This window comes from Paracoccus alkenifer, from assembly GCF_900108405.1.
Classification (GTDB): domain Bacteria; phylum Pseudomonadota; class Alphaproteobacteria; order Rhodobacterales; family Rhodobacteraceae; genus Paracoccus; species Paracoccus alkenifer.
Window position 1 is genome coordinate 373,649 of sequence record NZ_FNXG01000002.1, and the last position, 24,142, is coordinate 397,790.

At 69.2% G+C, this 24,142-nt stretch carries 19 protein-coding genes; 13 read left to right on the top strand and 6 right to left on the bottom strand.

Annotated features, from left to right (window positions below):
- Nucleotides 1-17 precede the first annotated feature (17 nt).
- Nucleotides 18-1,181 carry an OmpP1/FadL family transporter gene (locus BLW83_RS05985; RefSeq protein WP_090846614.1) on the bottom strand — a complete coding sequence of 388 codons (1,164 nt, stop codon included), beginning with the start codon at nucleotides 1,179-1,181 and terminating at the stop codon, nucleotides 18-20.
- A 245-nt stretch (nucleotides 1,182-1,426) separates the two neighbouring features.
- Here BLW83_RS05985 and BLW83_RS05990 point away from each other — a divergent pair, with 245 nt between their 5' ends.
- A complete protein-coding gene (locus BLW83_RS05990; RefSeq protein WP_090847509.1) occupies nucleotides 1,427-2,434 on the top strand; it encodes a TDT family transporter in 1,008 nt (335 codons plus the stop codon).
- Nucleotides 2,435-2,515: 81 nt separating this feature from the next.
- Nucleotides 2,516-3,964: an IMP dehydrogenase gene (gene guaB, locus BLW83_RS05995; RefSeq protein WP_090846615.1), complete on the top strand. Its 1,449-nt coding sequence runs from the start codon at nucleotides 2,516-2,518 to the stop codon at nucleotides 3,962-3,964.
- 36 nt (nucleotides 3,965-4,000) lie between these two features.
- Here the strand turns inward: guaB and BLW83_RS06000 are convergent, their stop codons facing one another.
- The 3 genes from BLW83_RS06000 to BLW83_RS06010 are packed head-to-tail and all read right to left on the bottom strand — an operon-like array spanning nucleotide 4,001 to nucleotide 6,287.
- Nucleotides 4,001-4,918, bottom strand: coding sequence for an AEC family transporter (locus tag BLW83_RS06000; protein ID WP_090846617.1), 918 nt, complete (start codon nucleotides 4,916-4,918; stop codon nucleotides 4,001-4,003).
- A gap of 40 nt (nucleotides 4,919-4,958) precedes the next feature.
- On the bottom strand, nucleotides 4,959-5,717 hold the full coding sequence (locus BLW83_RS06005; protein ID WP_090846619.1) for a hydroxypyruvate isomerase family protein: 759 nt from the start codon (nucleotides 5,715-5,717) through the stop codon (nucleotides 4,959-4,961).
- Nucleotides 5,718-6,287 carry a DUF1285 domain-containing protein gene (locus BLW83_RS06010; RefSeq protein WP_090846621.1) on the bottom strand — a complete coding sequence of 190 codons (570 nt, stop codon included), beginning with the start codon at nucleotides 6,285-6,287 and terminating at the stop codon, nucleotides 5,718-5,720.
- 63 nt (nucleotides 6,288-6,350) lie between these two features.
- Here BLW83_RS06010 and BLW83_RS06015 point away from each other — a divergent pair, with 63 nt between their 5' ends.
- The 6 genes from BLW83_RS06015 to BLW83_RS16000 are packed head-to-tail and all read left to right on the top strand — an operon-like array spanning nucleotide 6,351 to nucleotide 14,622.
- Nucleotides 6,351-7,370, top strand: a complete 1,020-nt coding sequence (locus BLW83_RS06015) for an AAA family ATPase (RefSeq protein WP_090846623.1) — start codon at nucleotides 6,351-6,353, stop codon at nucleotides 7,368-7,370.
- Between the two features lie 5 nt (nucleotides 7,371-7,375).
- Complete coding sequence (locus BLW83_RS06020; RefSeq protein WP_090846625.1) at nucleotides 7,376-8,263, top strand: DUF58 domain-containing protein; 888 nt, start codon at nucleotides 7,376-7,378, stop codon at nucleotides 8,261-8,263.
- Nucleotides 8,260-10,209 carry a BatA domain-containing protein gene (locus BLW83_RS06025; protein ID WP_342707501.1) on the top strand — a complete coding sequence of 650 codons (1,950 nt, stop codon included), beginning with the start codon at nucleotides 8,260-8,262 and terminating at the stop codon, nucleotides 10,207-10,209. Before BLW83_RS06020 ends, BLW83_RS06025 begins: the two co-directional genes overlap by 4 nt.
- Nucleotides 10,206-11,072 carry a DUF4159 domain-containing protein gene (locus tag BLW83_RS16035; protein ID WP_342707502.1) on the top strand — a complete coding sequence of 289 codons (867 nt, stop codon included), beginning with the start codon at nucleotides 10,206-10,208 and terminating at the stop codon, nucleotides 11,070-11,072. The genes BLW83_RS06025 and BLW83_RS16035 overlap by 4 nt, the downstream gene beginning before the upstream one ends.
- Nucleotides 11,069-13,204: a hypothetical protein gene (locus BLW83_RS06030; RefSeq protein ID WP_090846627.1), complete on the top strand. Its 2,136-nt coding sequence runs from the start codon at nucleotides 11,069-11,071 to the stop codon at nucleotides 13,202-13,204. Before BLW83_RS16035 ends, BLW83_RS06030 begins: the two co-directional genes overlap by 4 nt.
- Complete coding sequence (locus BLW83_RS16000) at nucleotides 13,201-14,622, top strand: D-alanyl-D-alanine carboxypeptidase/D-alanyl-D-alanine-endopeptidase (protein WP_090846629.1); 1,422 nt, start codon at nucleotides 13,201-13,203, stop codon at nucleotides 14,620-14,622. The genes BLW83_RS06030 and BLW83_RS16000 overlap by 4 nt, the downstream gene beginning before the upstream one ends.
- Here the strand turns inward: BLW83_RS16000 and BLW83_RS06040 are convergent.
- Nucleotides 14,619-15,041: a tellurite resistance TerB family protein gene (locus tag BLW83_RS06040; protein ID WP_090846631.1), complete on the bottom strand. Its 423-nt coding sequence runs from the start codon at nucleotides 15,039-15,041 to the stop codon at nucleotides 14,619-14,621. The genes BLW83_RS16000 and BLW83_RS06040 overlap by 4 nt on opposite strands.
- A gap of 78 nt (nucleotides 15,042-15,119) precedes the next feature.
- Here BLW83_RS06040 and BLW83_RS06045 point away from each other — a divergent pair, with 78 nt between their 5' ends.
- Both BLW83_RS06045 and BLW83_RS06050 read left to right on the top strand, forming a co-directional pair.
- Nucleotides 15,120-16,703 (top strand): lysine--tRNA ligase, encoded by a 1,584-nt coding sequence (locus BLW83_RS06045; protein WP_090846633.1) that lies wholly within the window; start codon nucleotides 15,120-15,122, stop codon nucleotides 16,701-16,703.
- A 221-nt stretch (nucleotides 16,704-16,924) separates the two neighbouring features.
- The gene (locus BLW83_RS06050; RefSeq protein WP_090846635.1) at nucleotides 16,925-19,216 is read left to right on the top strand and encodes a glycosyl hydrolase family 28-related protein; all 2,292 of its coding nucleotides are present in this window, start codon (nucleotides 16,925-16,927) and stop codon (nucleotides 19,214-19,216) included.
- 61 nt (nucleotides 19,217-19,277) lie between these two features.
- Here the strand turns inward: BLW83_RS06050 and BLW83_RS06055 are convergent, their stop codons facing one another.
- Nucleotides 19,278-19,766, bottom strand: a complete 489-nt coding sequence (locus BLW83_RS06055; RefSeq protein ID WP_090846637.1) for a hypothetical protein — start codon at nucleotides 19,764-19,766, stop codon at nucleotides 19,278-19,280.
- 218 nt (nucleotides 19,767-19,984) lie between these two features.
- On the opposite strand from BLW83_RS06055, the gene acs reads away from it, so the two are divergent.
- The 3 genes from acs to BLW83_RS06070 all read left to right on the top strand — a co-directional run bounded on the left by acs (nucleotide 19,985) and on the right by BLW83_RS06070 (nucleotide 24,106).
- On the top strand, nucleotides 19,985-21,940 hold the full coding sequence (gene acs / locus BLW83_RS06060; RefSeq protein ID WP_090846639.1) for an acetate--CoA ligase: 1,956 nt from the start codon (nucleotides 19,985-19,987) through the stop codon (nucleotides 21,938-21,940).
- A 136-nt stretch (nucleotides 21,941-22,076) separates the two neighbouring features.
- The gene (locus tag BLW83_RS06065) at nucleotides 22,077-22,385 is read left to right on the top strand and encodes a DUF485 domain-containing protein (RefSeq protein WP_090846641.1); all 309 of its coding nucleotides are present in this window, start codon (nucleotides 22,077-22,079) and stop codon (nucleotides 22,383-22,385) included.
- Nucleotides 22,385-24,106, top strand: coding sequence for a cation acetate symporter (locus tag BLW83_RS06070; protein ID WP_090846643.1), 1,722 nt, complete (start codon nucleotides 22,385-22,387; stop codon nucleotides 24,104-24,106). The genes BLW83_RS06065 and BLW83_RS06070 overlap by 1 nt, the downstream gene beginning before the upstream one ends.
- The last annotated feature ends 36 nt before the right edge of the window (nucleotides 24,107-24,142 follow it).

Sequence of the window (24,142 nt, forward strand, 5' to 3'; positions counted from 1 at the left end):
CCCAAGGTGAGAAGGGGTCAGAAGCTGTAGCCGACCTTGACGCCGACGCCCCATGCGTCGTTGTCGCGGAACTCGGCGCGGGCGGTATCGGCGGTTTCGGCATCGGCATCGCCGAGCTTGATATAGGTGATCCCGGTCGTGACCTTCCAGTTGTCCTGGGTGTAGATCGCGGCCAGACCGACGCTCTTGCGGCCGGTGGTCGGGGACAGCGGTGAAACCAGCCGACGGCCCGATTTCTCATAGCCGAAAGACAGCGCCCCCGACCAGTTCTCGGTGAACTTGCGGCCGACGCCCAGCGTGTAGGTGGTGGTATCTTCCAGGGTGACAAGACCCTCATCCGCGCCTGGCAGTCCGTAGTCGCCCATGCCTACGAAACCTTCTGGGCTGACCTTGAACTCGGACCAATTAACCCAGCGGATCGATCCGAAAACAAGCGTGTCCGCGGCAACGCCCGTCTGGCCTTCAAGTGTCCAAGACCTCGGTGTCTTTACCGTGGTTTCAGAAGATCCATTTAATGTGGGCACAGGCAAGCCGGTTTCTTCAGTGTCGAAGTCGTGTTCCACCGGTGAATTGTAAGTTAAGGACACCCTCGCCGCGATTTCGGGTTTTTCCCAACTGGCGCCAAGAACGTAGCCCCAGCCCCAAACACCATCTAATTTTGCATTGTAGCCGTTGACGGCGCCGTAAGCGACGCCCTGTAGAGTGACGTCTCCGCTAGCGTGAGAGCCACGCAGGCCGCCGTGGACTGCAAAATTGTTGTCAAATTTATACCTCAGCAGCGCTGTGTAGGTGGTCGAATCTACATCAACAGCGGTTCCACCAAGTGCCGTCGTCGCGGGATCACCAGGATAATACATGTCCGCCCCGAACGGCTGCTCAATAATGATGGCGCCCGAGAGGTTTTCATTGAACTGATGTTTGTAACCCAAGCCGAAAAAATTATAGTTTTTGGCGATGTCTCCGGTCGAGTTGCCGCCGGGAAGCGGTCCCAAGGGCAATTCGGTTCCCGAAAGCTTCGGGCTGACCCGCCCTGCGCCGAACTCCACATAATTGCCCTGCTCGAACAGGATGCCCAGCGATTGCGGAGCGCGCTCGATGGCGCCGGCGAACACCGGCGCTGCCGTCAGCAGCAGCGCCGCGGTGCCCGTCAGCAGGCGTTTTCCCGTGAACGGATATGTCATCGAAGTTCCTCCCTGGCTCATGGACCGACTCGTCGCTTGTGACGAGTGGTTTTCTTGTCATCTTCGGCCTGAGCGGGCGCCGGTCAATCCATTCCATGCGTGACGCGGCGTTCCGGCGCCCGGGCGTGCCCGTTCGTGGCGGCGATGCAACGTTTCGCGGCCGAATCGGGCGGGCAGGGGTGCGGCCCCGGCCAAAGGGGTGGCGCGATTTGCCGCGCTTGGCATCGGCGCGCGGGGCTGCGATCATGCGGGTCATGAACAAGGACCGCCTGCATTTCGCGATGCCCCGCCCCGTCCCGCCCGGCCTTTGGCGCAGGGTGCCTCCGGCCGTGTTTCCGCCGGTTCTGGGCGCGCTGGCGCTGGTGCTGGCGTGGCTGGGGGGCGTGTCGGCCTTTGCCCTGCCGCGCGCGCTGGCCGAGCTGCTGGCCGGGATGATGCTGGCGATCGCCGGGTTTGCGATGCTGGCCTACGGGGTCAAGCTGGCCCGCCGCCCCGGCGTGCTGGCCGAGGATCTGGCGATCCTGCCCGGCCGTGCCGGCGTCGCGGCGGGGGTGCTGGCGGTCTATCTGGTCGCGGCGCTGCTGGCGGCGCTGGGGATGGGGGGCGCGGCCAAGGCGGTGCTGGGCGCGGGGCTGATCCTGCACGCGGTGCTGCTGGTGGTGCTGGTCGCGGTGCTGCGCAGCCTGCCCCCCGAACAGCGCCGAGTCGCGCCGGCGTGGCATCTCAGCTTTACCGGCCCCATCGTCGCCGCCCGCGCCGCGCTGCTGCTGGGCTGGCCCGGGCTGGCGTGGTGGCTGTTCTGGCCGACGCTGCTGGTGGCACTGGCGATCTATGTGGTCAGCGCCCGGCAGGCGATGACGGCGCGGGTGCCGCCGCCGCTGCGGCCGCTGCTGGCGATCCATCTGGCGCCGATCGCGCTGTTCGGGACGGTGGCGCTGGGGCTGGGCTGGACCGGCGCGGGGACGGCGATTGCGTGGCTGGCGCTGGCGCTGCTGGCCCTGGGGCTGGTCTCGGCGCGCTGGCTGCTGGCGGACGGGTTTTCCGCGCTGTGGGGGGCGCTGACCTTTCCGGTGGCGGCGACCGCGGGGCTGTGGGTGACGCTGTGGCAGCTGCACCCGTCCGAAGCGCACCGGCTGATCGCCGGGATCACGCTGGTCGCGGCCACGCTGGTGGTGGTCCCGATCCTTGCGCTGGTGCTGCGGGCATGGGCGCAGGGCCGCCTGCCGGTGAAAACCAACGCCGCCATCGCCTGAACCTGCGCGGGGTGGCTGGACTTTCCGGCCCGGCCATGAAATGGGGAACCGCCAAACGAACCCCTGACAGGATTGCATCCCATGCAGATTCGCGAGGCGCTGACCTTCGACGACGTTCTTCTGGTTCCCGCCGCATCCAGCGTGATGCCATCGACGGCGGATGTGACCACGCGGGTCTCTCGCAACATCCGCATGAACATCCCTCTGGTCAGCTCGGCCATGGATACGGTCACCGAAAGCCGCATGGCCATCGCGATGGCGCAGGCGGGCGGCATCGGGGTGATCCACCGCAACCTTTCGGCCGAGCGTCAGGCCGCCGAGGTCCGCCGCGTCAAGCGTTTCGAATCCGGCATCGTGTACGAACCGATCACCCTGCGCCCCGACCAGACGCTGGCCGATGCCAAGGCGTTGCAGGACCAATACCACGTCACCGGGTTCCCGGTGGTAGATGACAGCGGCCGCGTCGTCGGCATCGTCACCAACCGCGACATGCGTTTCGCCAGCGACGACCGCACGCCGGTGCGGGTGATGATGACCTCGGACGATCTGGCGATCCTGCACGAGCCCGCCGACCGGGACGAGGCGATCAGCCTGATGAAGGCGCGGCGCATCGAAAAGCTGCTGGTGACCGACGGGCAGGGGCGGCTGACCGGGCTGCTGACGCTCAAGGACACCGAAAAAGCCGTGCTGAACCCGCTGGCCTGCAAGGACGACCAGGGGCGGCTGCGGGTGGCTGCGGCGTCCTCGGTCGGCGACGAGGGGTTTGAACGCAGCGCGGCCCTGATCGAGGCCGGCGTCGACATGGTCATCATCGACACCGCCCACGGCCATTCCGAGGGCGTGGGCGAGGCCGTCCGCCGCCTGAAAGCGGCCTTTCCGCAGGCCGAGATCTGCGCGGGCAACGTCGCCACCGCCGGCGCCGCGCGCGCGCTGGTCGATGCGGGGGTGGATGCGGTCAAGGTGGGCATCGGCCCCGGCTCGATCTGCACCACCCGCATCGTGGCGGGCGTGGGCGTGCCGCAGCTGACCGCGATTCTGGATGCGGTGGCGGGTGCGGGCGACGTGCCGGTGATCGCCGACGGCGGCATCAAGTATTCGGGCGATTTCGCCAAGGCCATCGCGGCGGGCGCCACCTGCGCCATGGTCGGCAGCGCCATTGCCGGCACCGACGAAAGCCCGGGCGAGGTGATCCTGTATCAGGGCCGCAGCTTCAAATCCTATCGCGGCATGGGCAGCCTTGGCGCCATGGCGCGCGGCTCGGCCGACCGCTATTTCCAGAAAGACGCGGCCTCGGACAAGCTGGTCCCCGAGGGGATCGAGGGGCAGGTGCCCTACAAGGGCTCGGTCACCGCGGTGCTGCACCAGATGGTCGGCGGCCTGCGCGCCGCCATGGGCTATACCGGCTGCGCCACCATCGAGCAGATGCGCGGCGGCTGCGAATTCGTGCGCATCACCGGGGCGGGGCTGCGCGAAAGCCACGTGCATGACGTGCAGATCACGCGGGAATCGCCCAACTACCGGCTGGGGTGATCCGCGCGGCGCGGGCCACTTGGCAGGGTGGGCGCATCAGCCGAGCAGCGCGATCAGCATCACCGGGACCGCCACGGTGGCGATCAGCGTCTGGGCGGCGGTGATGCCGGCCATCAGCGCGTGGTCTCCGCCCAGCTGACGGGCGAGGATATAGGACGACGAGGCCGTGGGCATCACCTGAAACACCAGCGCGGCGACCAGCGCCTCGCCCGTCAGACCCACGGCTTGGGCCAGCGCCAGCGTCACCAGCGGCATCGCCCCGAACTTCAGCGCCGAGGACGCCGCGACCGGCACAAGCCAGCGCCGGGCGCCTGAGAATTGCAGCGCCGCGCCCACGCAAAGCAGCCCCATCGGCAGCGCCGCCGCCCCCAGCGACCGCAGCGCCGGCGCCACGCCCGGCGGCAGCCCCAGCCCCGCCGCCTGAAACCCAAGCCCCGCTGCCGAGGCCAGCAGCAGCGGGTTTGTCGCCAGCTGCCGCAGGATCGCGCCGGGACCGGGCCGGTGCCGCCCATGCCGGGCAAGGACCAGGATCGACAGGATATTGACCGTCGGCACGATAATCGCATTGCAGACCGCGGCCAGCGCCACGCCGCTGCTGCCGACCAGCCCCACACTCAGCGTCACCGCGACGTAGTTGTTGAACCGGATGCTGCCCTGAAAGACCGAGGTGAAGCCGGGGCCGTCGATCCCCATCGGGCGGCGCACCAGCAGGGTCAGCCCCGCCACGACAAGGATCGCCGCGACCAGCACCGCCGCCAGCCGCAGGAACGGCAGCGCCCCGATGTCGGCCGTCGCCAGCCCGTGAAAGAACAGGCTGGGCAGCAGGATGAAATAGCTCAGCCTTTCGGCCTGCGCCCAGAAACCGGCATCCCGAAACCCGCGCCGGCTCAGGCCCGCCCCCAGCGCGATCAGCAGGATGATCGGCGCCAGCGCCAGCAAGATGGCCATGGTCATGGGGAACCGCCCTCGTGCCGCGGGTGGGCTGCGGGCGGGGTCACGCCGGGGTGTTGAGCCATTCCAGTCCGGTTTCGGTGGTGGTGGCGGGGTTGTATTCGGCCGAGACCCAGCCGTCATAGCCCGATGCCTTCAGCCGGCGGAAGAACGCGGGATAGTCGATATCGCCGCCCTGAGGCTCGTTTCGCCCGGGAAACCCCGCGATCTGGATGTGGCGGGCGCGGGCGCCGTGCCGGTCCCAGCAGGCCAGCGCGTCGCCGGTGATGTGCTGTGCGTGATAGGCGTCGAATTGCAGGCCGAGGTTCGGCGCGCCCACCTCGTCCAGAATCCCGGCCGCAAGCTCGAAATCGTTCAGGAAATAGCCCGGCATGTCCACCGGGTTCAGCGGCTCGATCAGCAGGCTGAGCTGCGGGGCCTGCGCCGCTGCCCATGACAGGTTGTCGACGAATATGCGGCGCGCCGCGTCCCCTTCGGCGCGGCCGGCCATGATGTGCAGATGCATCGCCCCCAGTTCCTGCGCGAAACGCAGCGCGCGGGTAAAATCGCGGCGGAAACGGTCCTCTCCGCCGGGGATGGCGGCGAAACCGCGCGGCCCGCCGGCCCAGTTCGGGGGCGGGGTGTTCAGCAGCACGAACGCCAGCCCCTCGGCGCGGGCGGCGCGGGAAAGTTCACGCGTGGCCAGATCATAGGGAAACAGCACCTCGACCCCGGTAAACCCCGCCCGCCGCGCCGCGGCAAAGCGTTCGAGCATCGGCAGTTCCGTGAACAGCATCGTCAGATTCGCCGCAAAGCGCGTCATTCAGCCCTCCAGCGCGAAACTGGCCCCGTGCGAGCGCAGCACCAGCCGGCCCGCGCCGTCCTGGGTCGCGGCCTCGACCAGCCGGTAAAAGGTCTTGCGGTCGATCAGCGCATCCAGCCCGCCCCGCACATGCACATAGGGGCGCGGCGCGCCGTCGCGGTCCTCGACCCGGATCGCGTTTTCGGGGCCGGCCACCACCGTATCGCCGACATTGGTGACAAAGCGGATCTCGTCCGCGCCGATGTCGGCATCCACGGCCAGAAACGGCGCGTCCTGCACCCTGATACCCAGCTTTTCCACCGGAGTGACCAGAAAGAACCGGTCCCCCTCGCGTTTCAGGACCGAGGCGAACAGCCGCACCATCTCGGGGCGGCCGATGGGGCTGCCTTCGTGGATCCAGCGCCCGTCGGCGCGGATTTCCAGGTCCATCTCGCCGCAATAGGGCGGGTTCCACAGATGCACCGGCGCCGGGCCGCGACCCTTGGCCTGCCGCGCCGCGGCGATGATGCCGTCGCCCCTGGCCGCGCCCGTCGCGCGATCGTGCGGCGAATCTGCCCGTCTGTCCGTCATTGCTGGTGGAGCCTCGCTGTTTCTCCTCATATGCTCGGGATAACGCAGAGCAGGGGCAAAGTCATGGCCGCACACGCCGATATCACCGCAGGGCAGGATCTTGTCGCCGAGGCCGGGCAGCTGGCCGCGCGCCTGACCGAGGCCCGCGCCAGCATCGAGCGCCGTTTCGTCGGCCAGCACGAGGTGGTCGAACAGGTGCTGGCCGCGATCCTGTCGGGGGGCCACGCGCTGCTGGTCGGGCAGCCGGGACTGGGCAAGACCATGCTGGTCGATACGCTGTCCACGGTGCTGGGGCTGGACAGCGCCCGCATCCAGTTCACCCCGGACCTGATGCCGGCCGATATCCTCGGGTCCGAAGTGCTGGACATGAACGCCGACGGCAGCCGCAGCTTCCGCTTTGTCCAGGGGCCGGTGTTCACCCAGCTGCTGATGGCGGACGAGATCAACCGCGCCAGCCCCCGCACCCAATCCGCGCTGTTGCAGGCCATGCAAGAGGGCGAGGTCACCATCGGCGGCGCCCATCGCCCGCTGGGCCGGCCCTTTCACGTTCTGGCGACGCAGAACCCCATCGAGCAAGAGGGCACCTATCCGCTGCCCGAGGCGCAGCTGGACCGTTTCCTGCTGCAAGTGGACATCGACTATCCCGACCGCGACACCGAACGCGCGATCCTGCTGGCCACCACCGGGGTGGAACAGGACCGCCCCCATGCGGTGCTGGACGCGCCCGCGCTGATCGCGGCGCAGCGGCTGGTGCGGGCGATGCCGGTGGGCGACAGCGTCGCCTCGGCCATCCTCGACCTGGTGCGGGGGGCGCGGCCGGGCGGACCCGAGGCCGCGCCGTGGCTGTCGGATACGCTGATCTGGGGACCGGGGCCGCGCGCCGCGCAGGCGCTGATGCTGCTGGTGCGGGCGCGGGCGGTGTTGCAGGGGCGGCTGGCGCCGACGCTGGACGACGTGGCCGCGATGGCTGCGCCGGTGCTGCGCCACCGCATGGCGCTGTCCTTTGCGGCGCGGGCGCGGGGCGATTCGGCCGATGCGGTGATCGCGCGGCTGATGGGCGACAGCCTGCTGGCGGCCGCCTGAGCGCGATGCGGGTTGCGGGATCCAGCCGCGGGCCAGCGGCGTCGGGGGATGGCTCTGCCGCGCTGCGGCTGGGGGCGGAATCCGCGGCGCTGGGCCTGCCCGCGCTGATGCTCGCGGCCGAGCGGCTGGCCGCCAGCGTCGATCCCGGCGCGCATGGGCTGCGCCGCGCCGGCGCGGGCGAGGATTTCTGGCAATACCGCCCCGCCGCGCCGGGCGATCCGGCCGGGCTGATCGACTGGCGCCGCTCGGCCCGCTCTGACGCGGCCTTTGTGCGCGAACGCGAATTGCAGGCGCCGCAGGCGGCGGTGCTGTGGGTGTCGGGCACGCAAGGCATGGGGTGGAGCGGCGATCCCGCCCGCCCGCCCAAGCGCGACAGGGGCCGGGTGCTGGCCTTGGCGCTGGGGCTTTTGATGCTGCGCGGGGGTGAACGCGTGGGCATCGGCGCCGCGCCCGCGCGGCCGGGGCGTGTGCAGGCCGAGGCGCTGGCCCGCGACCTGCTGGCCGCCTCGGATGAGCTGCCGGGTCAGGATGCGCTGCGCCCGCATCGCCGCGTGGTGCTGGTCGGGGATTTTCTGGGCGATCTGACGGGCCTGTGCGGGCTGCTGGGGCAGGCGGCGGCGCTGGGCTGTCGCGGCGCGCTGCTGCAACTGCTCGATCCGGTCGAAGAGAGCTTTCCCTTTGCCGGCGCAGTGCGGTTCCGCGCGCCCTCGGGGGAACGCCACGCCACCGGCAACGCCGCCGCCCTGCGCGAGGCATATCTGGCCCGGCTTGCCGCCCGCCGAGCCGAGCTGGCGCAGCTGGCCGCGGCAGCGGGCTGGCAGTTCGGCACCCATGACACCGGTGCTGCGCCCGCGGCCGCGCTGCTGTGGCTGCATGGGGCGCTGTCGCCATGATGGCGCTGGGCCCCCTTGGCTTTGCGGCGCCGTGGCTGCTGGCCGCAGGGCTGGCGCTGCCGCTGCTGTGGCTGCTGCTGCGTGCCGTGCCGCCCGCCCCGCGCGAGGTCGAATTTCCCGGCACCGCGCTGCTGCTGGGGCTGGCTGACCCGGCGCCCGTCACCCGCCACACGCCGTGGTGGCTGCTGGCGTTGCGGCTGCTGGCGGTGGCGGCGGCGATCATCGCCTTTGCCGGGCCGGTCTGGCGCCCGCAGCCGCAGGCGGCCGGTGATGACGATGGCCCGCTGCTGATCGTGATGGACACCGGCTGGGCCGCTGCCCCCGGCTGGGCCGAGGCGCAGGCCCGCGCCCGCGCCGCGCTGGATCGCGCGCAGGCTCAGGGTCGCCCGGTGGCGCTGTTTCTGGCTGACGGGCAGGGCGGGCGGGGGCAGGGTCTTGTGTTCGGCACCGCTGCCGACGCCGCCGCGACCCTGCGCGCGGCCAGCCCGCAGCCGTGGGAAACCCGCTATCCCGCCGACCCCGCCGCGATGCTGGCCGATGCGCCCGCGCGGTTCAGCACGCTGTGGATCGCAGACGGGCTGGACCATCCGGGACGCGCGCCGCTGCTGGCGTCGCTGGCCGCGCGTGGGGCGGTAACGGTGGCGCTGCCCTCAGCCCCGCTGCATTCGCTGTCGGTGCAGGATGGCGCGCGGCCCTCGCTGATCCTGCGCACGACCGCGCCCGGCGCGCTGCCCCCCGGTGCGCTGCCCGATGTGCTGGCGATGGGGCCGGACCCGCAGGGCATCCCGCGCCAGCTGGCGCGGCTGCGCGCGGCCCCGGACAGCGACCCCGCGACCGCCACCATCTCCATCGACCTGCCGCCCGAATTGCGCAACCGCATCACCAGTTTCGCGGTCGAGGGCGTGGCCTCGGCCGGGGCGGTGGTGCTGGCCGACGACCGGATGCGGCGGCGCAAGCTGGCGCTGGTCGGCGACGCCCGCGCGACCGAAGGCCAGCACCTGCTGTCGCCGCTGCATTACCTGCGTCAGGCGCTGGCCCCCTCGACCGACCTGATCGAGGGCACGCTGGCCGATGTGTTGCAGGCAAGCCCCGATGTGGTGGTGCTGGCCGATGCCGCCCCCGGCGCGCAGGCGCATGAACTGGCCGAATGGGTCGCGCAGGGCGGGTTGCTGCTGCGTTTCGCCGGGCCGCGGATGGCGGCGCAGCCTGATCTGTCGCAGGACGGGCTGCTGCCGGTGCGCTTACGCCCGGGCGGTCGCGATGCCGGCGGCGCGCTCAGCTGGGGCGCGCCGCGGGCGCTGGCGCCATTCGCGGCGGACGGGATCTTTGCCGGGCTGGCGATCCCCGCCGATGTGCTGGTGCGCGCGCAGCTGCTGCCCGAGCCGGACCCCGATCTTGCCGCCCGCACCATTGCGCAGCTTGAGGACGGCACCCCTCTGGTCACCCGCGACAGTGTGGGCGCGGGCCGCATCCTGCTGGTCCACACCACCGCCAACGCGGAATGGGGCAATCTGGCGCTGTCGGGGCTGTTCGTGGCGATGCTCGAGCGGATCGTGCAAAGCGCCTCGGGGGTGGAGGGGGCTGAACGGGCCGAGACTGCGCCCGCGGACACCGGCCACTGGGCGGCCGAACTGGTGCTGGACGGGTTTGGCCGCCCCCGCGCGCCCGAGGGGCTGGCCCCGGTCGCGGCCGAGGATTTCGCGCAGGGCCCCGGGCCGCTGGCTCCGGCCGGAATCTACGCCTCGGGCGAGCGTCGGGCGGCGTTGAACGCAGGCGGGGCGATGGTCAGGGCCGACTGGCAAGGCGCCACCGTCGAGGCTGCTGACGCCGCGCCCGGCACGCAGCTGGGCGGCTGGCTGCTGGCGCTGGCCGGGCTGGCGCTGGCGGTGGACGCCTTGGGCAGCGCGCTGGTTGCGGGCGGGCGGCGGGCGAGGGCGGCGGCATGAGCCAGCGCATCCTGCCCCTGACGCTGGCGCTGCTGCTGGCCGCGCTGCCGCTGACGGCGCAAGAGCCGCCCGCCCCCGATCCGCGGTTGGCGGCGGCCGCGGCGGATGGGGCGCTGGCCTATGTGATCACAGGCGATCCGCAGACCGACGAGACCTCGGAACAGGGGCTTTCCGGGCTGACCGCCGCCCTGCGCGCCCGCACCACGGTCGAGCCGGGCACCCCGGTGGGCGTCGATCTGGATCAGGACGAGCTGTCGCTGCTGACCTTTCTTTACTGGCCGGTGACGGCGGATCAGCCGCCGCCCTCGCCCTTGGCCTATGCGCGGCTGAACCGCTTTCTGCGCAGCGGCGGCATGATCCTGTTCGACACCGGCGACGGCGATCTGGCGGGAATCGATGGCCCCGAAGGCGCGGCGCTTCGGCATCTGGCCGCGCCGCTGGACATCCCGCCGCTGGCGCCGGTGCCGCGCGACCATGTGCTGACCCGCGCCTATTACCTGCTGAGCGCGTTTCCCGGCCGCCACCGCGACGGGCAGGTCTGGGTCGAGGCGCCCTCGGCCAGCGCCGAACAGGGGGCGCTGGGGGTGACCAACGACGGGGTGTCGCCGGTGGTGATCGGCGGCAATTCATGGGCGGAAGCCTGGGCCGAGGATGAATTCGGCCGTCCCCTTCATGCTATCGGGCGCGGCTATGACAGCGGCCGCCAGCGCGAGATGGCGCTGAGATTCGGCATCAACATCGTGATGTATGCGCTTGGCGGTAATTATAAATCTGATCAGGTGCATGTGCCGGAACTGCTGGAGCGGCTGGGCCGCGAACAGGGCGGGGACGGCTTTGCCCCCTCGCAAAGGCTGCTGCCATGAGCGTGGCGGGCTGGACGCTGGATTTCGCGCCGCTGCTGGGCTGGGGGCTTGTCGTCGGCCTGCTGGTGCTGGCGCTGCTGGCAGCGGCTTTCGCGTGGTGGCGGGGGCTGCGCGGCTGGGGGTGGCGGCTGGCAGCCGGACTGGCGGCGGCGGCGGCCATGGCGGGGCCGATGCTGGAAACCGGGGTGCGGCGGGGGCTGTCCGACATCGTGCTGCTGGTCGAGGATCACAGCGCCAGCCAGTCCCTGCCGGGGCGGGCCGCGCAGCTGGCCGCGGCGTCCGAGGCGATGGCCGCGCAGATCGCCGCCCGCCCGGATACGGAACTGCGCCGCGTGACGCTGGGCGACGACCCGGACGGCACGCTGCTGGGCGATGCCATCACCCGCGCACTGGCGGCGGAACCCGAGTCGCGTCTTGCCGGGGTAATTGTGATCACAGACGGGCAGGTCCACGACCCCGCCGCATTGCCCGCCAAGGCGCCGGCGCCGGTGCATGTGCTGCTGACCGGGCAGGAGGGCGACTGGGACCGCCGGCTGGTGATCGAGGAATCCCCCGGTTTCGGGCTGATCGGCCAGCCGGTGACGCTGCGGCTGCGTGTCGAGGATCAGGGCGCCGTCCCCGACGCGGTGGCCGGCCGCGCCGCCACTTTGCGGCTGTCGCTGGACGGGGGGGATGAACAGACCGTCGCGATCCCGCCGGGGATGCCGCTGGATATTCAGGTGACGCCCGAACACCCCGGGCAGAACGTGGTCGCGCTGGCGCTGGACCCGCCGGACGCCGGTCCGCCGCAGCTGACCGAGCTGAACGACCGCGCCGTGGTCCGCATCGAGGGCGTGCGCGACCGGCTGCGGGTGCTGCTGGTGTCCGGCGAGCCGCATCCGGGCGGAAGAGTCTGGCGCAACATCCTGAAATCCGACACGAATGTCGATCTGGTCCATTTCACCATCCTGCGCCCGCCCGACAAGATGGACGGGGTGCCGGTGGATGAACTCGCGCTGATCGCCTTTCCGACCGAGGCGCTGTTTCACGACCGGATCGGTGATTTCGACCTGATCATCTTTGACCGCTACCGGGTGCGGGGCATCCTGCCGCCGCAGTATTTCGACAATATCCGCCGCTATGTGCAAGGCGGGGGGGCGCTGCTGGTGGCCTCGGGGCCGGAAATGGCGGGGGTGGAAAGCCTGCATCTGTCGCCCCTGGGCGCGATCCTGCCGGCGCGGCCGACGGGGCGGTTTCTGGACGCGCCGTTCCGGCCGCAGCTGACCGATGCCGGGCGCCGCCACCCGGTCACCGCCGCGCTGCCGGGCGCGCCGGGCGGCGGGGGCGCGCCCTGGGGCCGCTGGCTGCGCATGGGCGAGGTGGTGGCCGACCCCGGCGCCGAGGTGCTGATGACCGGCGAGGGCGACCATCCGCTGCTGATCGCCGGCCGCGCGGGCGCGGGGCGGGTGGCGCTGCTGACCTCGGACCAGGTGTGGCTGTGGGGGCGCGGCTTCGAGGGCGGCGGCCCGCAGGCCGAGCTTTTGCGCCGCGTCGCGCATTGGTCGATGAAAGAGCCGGATCTTGAGGAGGAGACGCTGTCCGTCTCGGTCACTGACGGGGCCACGCTGGCGATCACCCGGCACACCATGGACGACGCCATCGGGCCGGTTCGGATCACCCGGCCCGATGGCTCGACCGCGACGCTGGTGCTGGAACCCGAGGGCGCGGGGCGGTTCTCGGGGCGGTTTCCGGCGCCAGCGCCGGGGCTGTATCGGCTGGCCGAGGGCGGTCTGACGCGGGTGGTGGCTGTTGGTCCCGCCGCCCCGCGCGAGTTCGAGCAGACGGTGGCCGATTCCACGGCGCTGGAACCGCTGGTGGCCGCGACCCAGGGCGCGGTGCTGCCGCTGTCCGAGGGCGTGCCGGATCTGCGCACGGTCGCGGTCGGGCGGCAGGCGCATGGGCAGGGCATCGCGCGGCCGTGGATCGCGATCACCCCGCGCGGCGCCGAGGCGGTCGAGGGGCTGGCGGTGCGCCCGCTGCTGCCCGCGTGGGCGTGGCTGGTGCTGATCGCGGGGCTGGCGCTGGCCGCGTGGTTGGCCGAGGGCGGGCGGCTGGGGTCGAGGCGATCTGAGGTTTCCGGGGTTCAGCGATGAAAAGACGTGATTTTCTGCTGGCGGCTTCGGCTGCGGTCCTTGCCGGGCCGGCATGGGCCGGGCGGCCGCGCCGCAAGCCGGCGCCCTCGGTCGCGCAGCTGTTTTCGGGGGCGGGGCTGGGCCGCGCCTCGCTGGGGTTTGCGGCGATCGAGCTGGGATCGGGCGCGGTTTTGCAGGACGTGGGCGCGGGGCTGGCGCTGCCTCCGGCCAGCACGCTCAAGACCGTGACCGCGCTGTATGCGCTGGAGCGGCTGGGGCCGCAGCATCGGTTCACCACGCGGGTTTTGCGCGATGGCGATACGCTGGTGCTGGCGGGCGGCGGCGACCCGGCGCTGGACACCGATGCGCTGGCGGGGCTGGCGGCCGAGACGGCGCGGGCGGTGGGCGACTGGCGGCCCGAACGCTTTGCAGTCTGGGGCGGGGCGCTGCCGCAGGTGGACCAGATCGCGCCGGGGCAGGCGGTGCATCTGGCATATAATCCAACTGTTTCCGGGATGATCCTCAACTATAATCGCGTCTATCTGGGCTGGCGCTGCGAGGCCGACTGCACGCTGAACCTACAGGCACGGGGGGTGGCGCAGTCGCCGCGGGCCTGGACGATCAGCGCCGGCACCACGCCCGGCGGCGGCTTTGGCCACAGCATCGCCGAGGGGCGCGAGCATTGGCAGGTGCCGCGCGCCGGGCTGGGCCGCAGCGGCTCGCGCTGGCTGCCGGTGCGCCGCCCCGAGGCCTATGCCGGCGACGTGTTCCAGACCCTCGCGCGTGCGCAAGGGCTGGCGCTGCCCACGCCCGAGGTGGCGCATGTGCCGCCCGCGGGCACCGAGATCGCGCGGCTGGACAGCGCCCCGTTGACCGTTTTGCTGCGCGGGATGCTGGAACATTCCACCAACCTGACCGCCGAGGTCGTGGGGCTGGCTGCCAGCGGCGCCACGACGCAGGCGGATTCGGCACGCGCGATGGGCGAATGGCTGGAGGATCAGGGGATTACCGGCGCGGTGCTGGCGGATCATTCGGGGATGAGCGCGCAGAACCGTATCACCGCGCAGTCGCTGGCGCGGCTGCTGGCGCGGCCGCCGGCCCGCGCGGCGCTGCGGCCGCTGCTGAACACCGACCCGCTGCGCGAGGTGCTGGGCGAGGCCGCGCAAGGCCACGGGCGCGACGGCGCGGCGCTGGTGCAGGCCAAGACCGGGACGCTGAATTTCGTGTCCTGCCTGGCCGGCTATGCGGCGGCGGACGGGCGCGAGATCGCCTTTGCCGCGCTGATGGCGGATGAGCCGCGGCTGGCGGCGACCTCGGGGCGGGAATGGCCCGAGGGCTCGCTGGCGTGGGTCAAGCGCGCCAAGCTGTTGCAGCGCGATCTGGTGGCGGCGAGCCTGCGGGATGAGCCCCCTCCCGCCATGCTGCCGCCGGAAATCTAAAGCTGGCGGTTTCTTGCGCGGGCGGCCAGCTCGATCGCGGCGGCGTGCAGGCGGTCAATCTGCAATTCCTCGCGCAGCTCGACCAGCAGCCGCAGCTCGATCTGGTCGGCGCGGCCATCGGCGGCGGCCACGTCGCAGGCCAGCACATAGGCGGTCTCATACAGCGATTCGGGCAGCGCGTCGCGGATCAGCCCGAACAGCGCGTCCAGCCCGTCCTCTTCCTCGAAGATCGACAGCACGGTCTGCGACACCGCCCTCACCCGGTCGATGTCATAGGCGGCAAAGACGGGCGTGTGGTTCACCAGCCGCTCGATCGCCACCATCTCGGCCGTGCCCAGCCCCTGTCCGGCGGCCGAAACCGCCACCATCACGGCGACAAGCGCGTCGCAGGGCGACATTGCGGGCAGGTTCAGGGTCATGGGGGCCTCGGGCGGGTGCGGATGTTGACGATAGGGGGCCTGCCCGCTACGGCAAGGCCGAACGGACGGAGAGCACCAATGACTACCCTGCGCGATGCCGCGATGAATTCCAAGGCCTGGCCTTTCGAGGAAGCGCGCCGGGTGCTGAAACGCTACGCCAAGAAAGACCCCGAAAAGGGCTATGTGCTGTTCCAGACCGGCTATGGGCCGTCCGGCCTGCCGCATATCGGCACCTTCGGCGAGGTGGCGCGCACCACCATGGTTCGCCGCGCGTTCGAGATCATCAGCGACATCCCCACGCGGCTGTTCTGTTTTTCCGACGATCTGGACGGGATGCGCAAGGTTCCCGACAACGTGCCGCAGCAGGACATGCTGCGCGAGCATCTGCAAATGCCGCTGACCAGCGTGCCGGACCCGTTCGGCGAATACCCCAGTTTCGGCGACCACAACAACGCCATGCTGCGCCGGTTCCTGGACACGTTCGGGTTCGAGTATGAATTCATCAGCGCGACCGAGTTCTATCGCTCGGGGCAGTTCGACGCCACGCTGCGATTGGCGGCGGAGCGCTATGACGCGATCATGGAAATCATGCTGGCCAGTCTGCGCGAGGAACGCCAGCAGACCTATAGCTGCTTTCTGCCGATCCACCCGGAAACCGGGCGGGTGCTGTATGTGCCGATCAAGCATGTGGATGCGGCGCGGGGCGAGATCACCTTTGACGACGAGACGGGGCTTGAATGGACGCTGCCGGTCACCGGCGGCCATGTGAAATTGCAGTGGAAGCCCGATTTCGGCGCCCGCTGGGCCGCGCTGGACGTCGATTTTGAGATGTATGGCAAGGACCATTCCACCAACACGCCCATCTATGACGGCATCTGCGAGATTCTGGGCGGCCGCGCCCCCGAGCATTTCACCTATGAGCTGTTTCTGGACCAGCACGGGCAAAAGATCAGCAAATCCAAGGGCAACGGGCTGTCGATCGACGAATGGCTGACCTATGCGGCCAGCGAAAGCCTGTCCTATTTCATGTATCAGAAGCCCAAGACCGCCAAGCGGATGCATTTCGACGTGATCCCAAAGGCGGTGGACGAATACCACCAGCAGCTGCGCGCCTATCCGGGGCAGACGGTGGATCAGCAACTGGCGAACCCGGTCTGGCATATCCATGGCGGCAATGTGCCCGAATCGAACCTCGTGGTGCCGTTCCAGATGCTGCTGAACCTCGCGTCGGTGTCCGCCGCGCAGGACAAGGAGACGCTGTGGGGCTTCATCCGCCGCTATGCGCCCGAGGCGACGCCGCAAACCCACCCCGACCTTGATGCGGCGGCGGGGTTCGCGGTGCGGTATTTCAACGACTTCGTGGCGCCGACGCGGGCCTTCCGTGCGCCCAACGACACCGAACGCGCGGCGCTTGTCGATCTGGCGGCGCGGCTGGCCGGTTGGGATGCGCCGGCCGACCCCGAAACCCTGCAAAGCATGGTGTTTGCGGTGGGCAAGGACCACGGGTTCGAGCCGCTGCGCGACTGGTTCCAGGCGCTGTATCAGGTGCTGCTGGGCGCCGATCAGGGGCCGCGTTTCGGCGGTTTCATCGCGCTTTACGGGGTGGCCGAGACCCGTGCGCTGATCGAGCGGGCCTTGGCCGGAGAGCTTGAGGCGGTCTGAGGGTGGATGGTGCGTGCAAAGCACGCACCCTACGGCCGGGGATGCGTGGTGGCTGCGTAGGGTGCGTGCTTTGCACGCACCACCCCCCGCCTCTTGGCCCGTTGCCACCCCCTTGTTGCACCGCGCGGTTGGTTAACCGCGCGTCAACCCTTGCGCGGCAGGTTTGCGGGCTGCTGCGGGGCGTGTCGTGACCTCGCATCCTCAGGGGGAAGGACGAGCGCATGAACATCGCCATCACATCGGGCTTGCAGCTGATGCCGCCGGGGTTCGCCGCCGGGTTGGCGGCGTGGTCGCAAGAGGACGGGCGCTCGGGCCAGACCACCTGGGCCAGCGCCACCAATGCGGCCATCGTGCCGGCCGATCAGGATTTCGGCGCCTGCCTTGAAATCGTCAAACAGGCGACCGAAACCCGCATCCGCTTTACCGGGGAAACACCGATCCTGCCGGGAACCTATCTGCGGGTCTCGGCGCGGGTCAAGGCGGTGGCGGGGAACCTGGCCTCGGTCCGCATCGCGGGCTGGCCGGGGAATGCGCAGCGCCAGCGGGTGAACGGGGTCACCGTCACCGGGCCGGTGGTTGCGCTGCCCGGGCACGGGCAGGTGGTCGAGGTCTCGGCCATCGTCGGCACCTCGGCCCGGCCGGGGGTGCATCTGGGCTGGGGGCCGACGGCGGTATTCGGCCATCTGGGGCTGGACATCACCGGCCCGAACGGCGGCGCCGTCCGTATCGAGAGCATCCGCATCGAGGACATCACCGCCGCCTTTGTTCCCGCGATGATCGACTGGGTGGATGTGCGCGACTATGGCGCCAGGGGCGACGGGGTGACCGACGACCGCGCGGCGTTCCAGCTGGCCGATGCGGCGGCGGCGGGCGGGCAGGTGCTGGTCCCCGAGGGCACCTATTTCATCAACGGCAACCTGACCATGAACGAGCCGGTGCGCTTTGTCGGCACGCTGGTGATGCCGCGCACCGCCCGGCTGGGGCTGCGGCGCAATTTCGAGCTGCCCTCATACGCCGACGCCTTCGGCGACGAGACCGAGGGGATGAAGCGCGGGTTGCAGGCGCTGCTGGACTATACCGACCACAACATCTTTGACCTGTGCGGCCGCAAGGTGGACCTGACCGAGCCGCTGGTGATCGGCGACATCATCCCCGGGCTGACGCAGTTTTCCGCCCGCCGGGTCGTCGCCAACGGCCAGATCGCCATCGTGGACGGGCCGGCGTGGGAAACCGCGACCGTCACCGCCAGCGCCACCTATGACCCCGAATACCCGCGAGAGCTGCGCGCCGTGGGCCAGATCGCCGCGATCGAGGTCGGCTCGCGCATCTCGGGCCCCGGCGTGGGGCGCGAGATCTATGTGCGCGCCAAGAACGTCGCCACCGGCACGCTGACCCTGTCGCAGGCGCTTTACGGCGGCGCCGGCACCCGCAGCTATACGTTCCAGCGCTATCGCTACGCCTTTGATTTCTCGACCGTGCCGCAGGTGGACCGGTTCTATTTCATGAACGTGGATTTCGGGCTGGACGGGCGGGCCAGCGGGGTGATGCTGCCGCCGCAGGGCGAGCTGTGGTCGTTTCGCGACTGTTTCATGACACGGCCCCGGGACCGCGGCATCACCTCGATCGGCGAGGCGTGCCAGGGGATGCTGGTCGACCGCTGCGAATTCATGTCCCACGACATGGGCCAGCCGGTGCAAAGCCGCACCAGCGTCTGCCTGAACGTGAACGGCAACGACGCAAAGATCCGCGACAACCGCTTTGTCCGCTTTGGGCATTTCTGCGTGGCGGCGGGGACGGGGCACCTGATTTCCGGCAACCACTGGTTCCAGGGCGACAGCCAGAACACCGGGCTGCGCAGCGCCGGGCTGGTGCTGACCGGGCGCAATGCGCAGGTCACCATCACCGGCAACTATGTGGACAACGCCAGTATCGAGTGGACCAATGAACACCACCCGGTGCCGAATTCCTCGGGCCAGCCGCCGTTCGGGGGTGTGACGATGACCGGCAACACGTTTTTATGCTCGCATACGGTCGCCAGCTTTTCGTGGATCGTCGTCAAGCCGTTCGGGACCAACCACTGGCTGCACGGGCTGACGGTGATGGGCAACGTGTTCAAGTCGCTATATGCGCAGATCGACCGGGTCGAGCGGGTGGACACCAGTTTCGCCAATCTGGACGTGGCCAAAATGCGCAACGTCCGGTTCGAGGGCAACACCTTCAGCGGGGTGCGCACCCCCACCGCCAACCCGCTGACCGTCAGCCACCGCCAGAACACCGCCGCCGCGCGCTGGGTGGTGGCGACGGGCGGCGCGCTGCCCTTCAACGCGCAGGCGCTGCGGGTGGAATCGGTGGTGGCCGAGGGCGCGGTGACCACCGCCAGCGGCGCGCGCAACACCGACCTGCCCTCGATCACCGGGGCGCAGGGGACGGGCAAGGACCAGCTTTACCTGGATTTCTCGCAGGCGGTGCGCGGCGCGATGGCGTTGAAGATCCGCATGGATCAGGCGGAATAACCGACCCGCGCAAGCTGTGATCACAACGCCCGGCAGCCCTGCGCTGCCGGGTTTTCTCGCGTCAGGACAGGTCGCCCGGCCGCAGCAGGCTGGCGCGGCCGAAACCCGCGTTCAGCATCCCGCCCTTGACCTGCATCCTCCACAGCCGGAAATCTTGCAGCCGCGCATAGACCGCCGCCCTGGGATCGCGGGCAAGCCAGCCGGCACGCAGCGCGCCGTCCTCGTCATGGTCGGTGATCTCGACCGCCTCGACCTGCAACGACAGCCGCGCCCGCGCCAGCGCGATGGCGCGCGCATCGGGTGCGGCGGCGGCGTCGATCAGCAGCGCCGCCCGCGGATCGCGGCGCAGCGCCGCCGTATGCAGCGCCAGCCCCGACAGCATCGCCAGCACCGCGCCGCCGCCGTCCCGTTGCAGCGCGATCCTCGATGTCATCGGCCAGCCCTGCACATCCAGAACCGCCAGCACGGCGCTGGCGGCGTCGCGCAGGATGTCCGCGGCCTGGGTGCGCGCGGCCTCGTCTGCGGCTTGATGAGGGGCAATCGGCGTCATTTTGCTGATCCTTCACGCGGAAACCTGCCCGGCCGGCCAGTTTATGTCCCGGAAACCGCTTATTTTTTACAATCTACACAAGAATCACGCATTGTTTTGCAATTTTTGCATATGACATCCGCGTTAACGGCTTCTAGGGTCGAGCCATGGCCGGCGTCAGCGCCGGCGGCTCGCAGCGCCGAGGATCGCTGCGATTTCTGGACGGCTAGGGAGGTTATATGTCTGTCGCACCAGTGGCCAAGCACCCGGTTCCCCAGGGCTATGACAAGGCGCATGTGACGCCCGAATCCTATCACGCGCTTTATCAGGAATCCCTGTCCGACCCCGAGGGGTTCTGGGATCGCGAGGGCCGGCGGCTGGACTGGATCAAGCCCTATACCCGCGTCAAGAACACCGATTTCATGATGGGGCAGGTCTCGATCAAATGGTTCGAGGACGGGATCCTGAACGTCTGCGTGAACTGCGTGGACCGGCATCTGCCCAAGCGCGCCAACCAGACCGCGATCATCTGGGAACCCGACGATCCCGCCACGCCCACCCGCCACATCACCTATGCCGAGCTGTCGGAAAAGGTGAACCGGATGGCGAACGTGCTGCTGAGCCAGGGGGTGATGCGCGGCGACCGGGTGGTGATCTATCTGCCGATGATCCCCGAGGCCGCCTATGCGATGCTGGCCTGCGCGCGGATCGGCGCGATCCATTCCATCGTGTTTGCCGGGTTCTCGCCCGATGCGCTGGCCAACCGCATCAACGACTGTGGCGCCAAGCTGGTCATCACCTCGGACACTGCGCCGCGCGGCGGTCGCAAGACCGCGTTGAAATCGAACACCGACGCGGCGCTGCTGCATTGCTCGGACAAGGTGCGCTGCCTGGTGGTCAAGCACACCGGCGACCAGACCACCTGGGTGCAGGGCCGCGACGTGGACGTGCTGGCGCTGATGGAACACGCGAGCCCCGACTGCCCGCCGCGCCCGATGGGGGCCGAGGATCCGCTGTTCATCCTGTATACCTCGGGCTCGACCGGCAAGCCCAAGGGGGTGGTCCACAGCTCGGGCGGCTATCTGGTCTATGCGTCGCTGACCCATCAGAACACCTTCGACTATCAGGAAGGCGACGTGTTCTGGTGCACTGCCGACGTGGGCTGGGTGACCGGCCACAGCTATATCGTCTATGGGCCGCTGTCGAACGGCGCCACCACCATCATGTTCGAGGGCGTCCCGACCTTTCCCGACCCCGGCCGCTTCTGGGAGGTGTGCGACAAGCACAAGGTGACGCAGTTCTACACCGCGCCCACCGCCATCCGCAGCCTGATCAGCCAGGGCACCGAATGGGTCGAGAAACACGACCTGTCCAGCCTGCGGGTGCTGGGCACCGTGGGCGAGCCGATCAACCCCGAGGCGTGGAACTGGTATGACAAGCATATCGGCAAGGGGAAATGCCCGATCGTGGACACGTTCTGGCAGACCGAGAACGGCGGCCACATGATCACCTCGCTGCCCTATGCGATCGAGACCAAGCCCGGCTCGGCGACGCTGCCCTGCTTTGGCGTGCGCCCCGAGGTGCTGGACCCCACCAGCGGCGCCGTGATCGAGGGCAACGGGGTCGAGGGGGTGCTGTGTTTTGCCGACAGCTGGCCCGGGCAGATGCGCACCCTGTGGGGCGACCACCAGCGCTTTGAAGAGGCGTATTTCCAGCAATACCCGGGCTATTATTTCACCGGCGACGGCTGCCGCCGCGACGAGGACGGGTATTACTGGATCACCGGCCGCGTCGATGACGTGATCAACGTGTCGGGCCACCGCATGGGCACGGCCGAGGTCGAATCGGCGCTGGTCGCCCATCCCAAGGTCGCCGAGGCCGCGGTGGTCGGCTATCCGCACGACCTCAAGGGGCAGGGCATCTATGCCTATGTCACGCTGATGAACGGCATCGCCCCCTCGGACGAGCTGCGCAAGGAACTGGAAAGCTGGGTGCGCACGGAAATCGGCCCCATCGCCCGGCCGGATCTGATCCAGTGGGCGCCGGGAATGCCCAAGACCCGCTCGGGCAAGATCATGCGCCGCATCCTGCGCAAGATCGCGGAAAACGACTATGGCAGCCTGGGCGACATCTCGACGCTGGCCGATCCGGGCGTGGTCGACGAGCTGATCGAGAACCGCATGAACCGCGGATAAACCCCCTCAGGGGCGCTGGTCGGCCGGAGATCCGGCCGGCCACCGGCAAGCTGGCCGGTGATCGTGGCGGGCCCCTGCGGCCGCGCCGCCCGGATAGTTTGTCAAAGAATCTTTTTACTCGTGCGAGGATTTCTCCATGCAGGACAAGATGCTTGAGCGTATAGCTTCGGACCCCAACTATCAGGAATTACGACAAAAACGATTGCGCTTCGGGTGGCGGCTGACCATCGCGATGCTGGTGGTCTATTACGGATTTATCATGCTGATCGCGTTCAGCAAGGAAACGCTGGCCGCCCGCATCGGCGACGGCGTGATGACCTGGGGGATCCCCATCGGCTTTGGGGTGATCCTGTTCACCATCATCATCACCGCGGTCTATGTGTTCCGCGCCAACAGCGAATATGACGAGTTAACCGACCGTATCCGGCAGGAGGCGCTGAAATGATGCCCGGACTTTCCATGCGCCGCTTTCTCGGCCTGTCGATGCTGCTGCTGGTGCCCTCGCTGGTCGTCGCCGCCCCCGCGCTTGAGGGCGAGATCCAGAAACAGGCGACCAACTGGACCGCGATCGGGATGTTCGCGATCTTTGTCGCGGGAACCCTGTTCATCACCAAATGGGCCGCCTCGCGCACCAAGTCGGCGTCGGATTTCTATACCGCCGGCGGCGGGATCACCGGGTTCCAGAACGGGCTGGCGATTGCCGGCGACTACATGTCTGCGGCCTCGTTTCTGGGGATCTCGGCGGCGGTGATGTCGAACGGCTATGACGGGCTGATCTATTCCATCGGCTTTCTGGTCGGCTGGCCGATCCTGACCTTTCTGATGGCCGAACGGCTGCGCAACCTGGGCAAGTTCACCTTTGCCGACGTGGCCTCGTTCAGGTTCGCGCAGACCCCGGTGCGGGTGTTCGCGGCCAGTTCCACGCTGGTGGTGGTGGCGTTTTACCTGATCGCGCAGATGGTCGGCGCCGGGCAGTTGATCAAGCTGCTGTTCGGGCTGGAATACTGGATGGCGGTGGTCATCGTCGGCGCGCTGATGATGGTGTATGTGCTGTTCGGCGGCATGACCGCCACCACCTGGGTGCAGATCATCAAGGCCTGCCTGCTGCTGGGCGGCGCGTCCTTCATGGCGTTCATGGTGATGATGTCGGTGGGCTTCAGCCCGGAACGGCTGTTCGCGGGTGCCGTGCAGATCAAGACCGACATCGCGCTGGGCGCGGGGCAAGCCCCTGACGAGGCCGCGGCCGCCGGCCAGTCGATCATGGGGCCGGGCAATTTCATCAAGGATCCGATTTCCGCCATCAGCTTCGGCATGGCGTTGATGTTCGGGACCGCCGGGCTGCCGCATATCCTGATGCGCTTTTTCACCGTTCCCAGCGCGAAAGAGGCGCGCAAGTCGGTGATGTGGGCCACCGTCTGGATCGGCTATTTCTACCTGCTGACCTTTATCATCGGCTTTGGCGCCATCCTGTTCGTGCTGACCAACCCCGAGTTTCTTGAGGCGGACGGCGGGCTGATCGGCGGCGTCAACATGGCGGCGGTGCATCTGGCCGACGCCGTGGGCGGCAACATCTTTCTGGGCTTCATGTCGGCGGTGGCGTTTGCGACCATCCTTGCGGTGGTGGCGGGGTTGACGCTGTCGGGGGCCTCGGCGGTGTCGCACGACATCTATTCCAGCGTCCTGCGGCAGGGCCGCGCCGACAGCGCCACCGAGCTGAGGGTGTCGCGGATCACCACGCTGGCGCTGGGGGTGATCGCCGTCATCCTGGGGATCGCGTTTGAAAAGCAGAACATCGCCTTTATGGTGTCGATGGCCTTTGCGGTTGCCGCCTCGGCGAATTTTCCGGTGCTGTTCCTGTCGATCCTGTGGAAGGACATGACCACCCGCGGCGCCGTGGTCGGGGGCTTTCTGGGGCTGATCTCGTCGGTGGTGCTGACCGTGCTGTCGCCTTCGGTGTGGGAGGCCACGCTGGGCAACCCGGCCGGGTCCGCGCCCTTCCCCTATACCTCGCCCGCGCTGTTTTCGATGACGCTGGCGTTCCTGGGGATCTGGCTGTTCTCGATCACCGACAAGAGCGGGCGCGCCGCGGTCGACCGCGCGGGCTTCCTTGCGCAGCAGGTGCGGTCGGAAACCGGGATCGGCGCCTCGGCGGCCTCGGCGCATTGACGCCAAGGGGGTTCAGGAAAAACGAGGATGCGGCCG

Bases quoted from the DNA above. Each gene is read 5' to 3' on its own strand.
- BLW83_RS05985 (WP_090846614.1), bottom strand. From the start codon at position 1,181: ATGACATATCCGTTCACGGGAAAACGCCTGCTGACGGGCACCGCGGCG.
- BLW83_RS05990 (WP_090847509.1), top strand. From the start codon at position 1,427: ATGCGGGTCATGAACAAGGACCGCCTGCATTTCGCGATGCCCCGCCCC.
- guaB (WP_090846615.1), top strand. From the start codon at position 2,516: ATGCAGATTCGCGAGGCGCTGACCTTCGACGACGTTCTTCTGGTTCCC.
- BLW83_RS06000 (WP_090846617.1), bottom strand. From the start codon at position 4,918: ATGACCATGGCCATCTTGCTGGCGCTGGCGCCGATCATCCTGCTGATC.
- BLW83_RS06005 (WP_090846619.1), bottom strand. From the start codon at position 5,717: ATGACGCGCTTTGCGGCGAATCTGACGATGCTGTTCACGGAACTGCCG.
- BLW83_RS06010 (WP_090846621.1), bottom strand. From the start codon at position 6,287: ATGACGGACAGACGGGCAGATTCGCCGCACGATCGCGCGACGGGCGCG.
- BLW83_RS06015 (WP_090846623.1), top strand. From the start codon at position 6,351: ATGGCCGCACACGCCGATATCACCGCAGGGCAGGATCTTGTCGCCGAG.
- BLW83_RS06020 (WP_090846625.1), top strand. From the start codon at position 7,376: ATGCGGGTTGCGGGATCCAGCCGCGGGCCAGCGGCGTCGGGGGATGGC.
- BLW83_RS06025 (WP_342707501.1), top strand. From the start codon at position 8,260: ATGATGGCGCTGGGCCCCCTTGGCTTTGCGGCGCCGTGGCTGCTGGCC.
- BLW83_RS16035 (WP_342707502.1), top strand. From the start codon at position 10,206: ATGAGCCAGCGCATCCTGCCCCTGACGCTGGCGCTGCTGCTGGCCGCG.
- BLW83_RS06030 (WP_090846627.1), top strand. From the start codon at position 11,069: ATGAGCGTGGCGGGCTGGACGCTGGATTTCGCGCCGCTGCTGGGCTGG.
- BLW83_RS16000 (WP_090846629.1), top strand. From the start codon at position 13,201: ATGAAAAGACGTGATTTTCTGCTGGCGGCTTCGGCTGCGGTCCTTGCC.
- BLW83_RS06040 (WP_090846631.1), bottom strand. From the start codon at position 15,041: ATGACCCTGAACCTGCCCGCAATGTCGCCCTGCGACGCGCTTGTCGCC.
- BLW83_RS06045 (WP_090846633.1), top strand. From the start codon at position 15,120: ATGACTACCCTGCGCGATGCCGCGATGAATTCCAAGGCCTGGCCTTTC.
- BLW83_RS06050 (WP_090846635.1), top strand. From the start codon at position 16,925: ATGAACATCGCCATCACATCGGGCTTGCAGCTGATGCCGCCGGGGTTC.
- BLW83_RS06055 (WP_090846637.1), bottom strand. From the start codon at position 19,766: ATGACGCCGATTGCCCCTCATCAAGCCGCAGACGAGGCCGCGCGCACC.
- acs (WP_090846639.1), top strand. From the start codon at position 19,985: ATGTCTGTCGCACCAGTGGCCAAGCACCCGGTTCCCCAGGGCTATGAC.
- BLW83_RS06065 (WP_090846641.1), top strand. From the start codon at position 22,077: ATGCAGGACAAGATGCTTGAGCGTATAGCTTCGGACCCCAACTATCAG.
- BLW83_RS06070 (WP_090846643.1), top strand. From the start codon at position 22,385: ATGCCCGGACTTTCCATGCGCCGCTTTCTCGGCCTGTCGATGCTGCTG.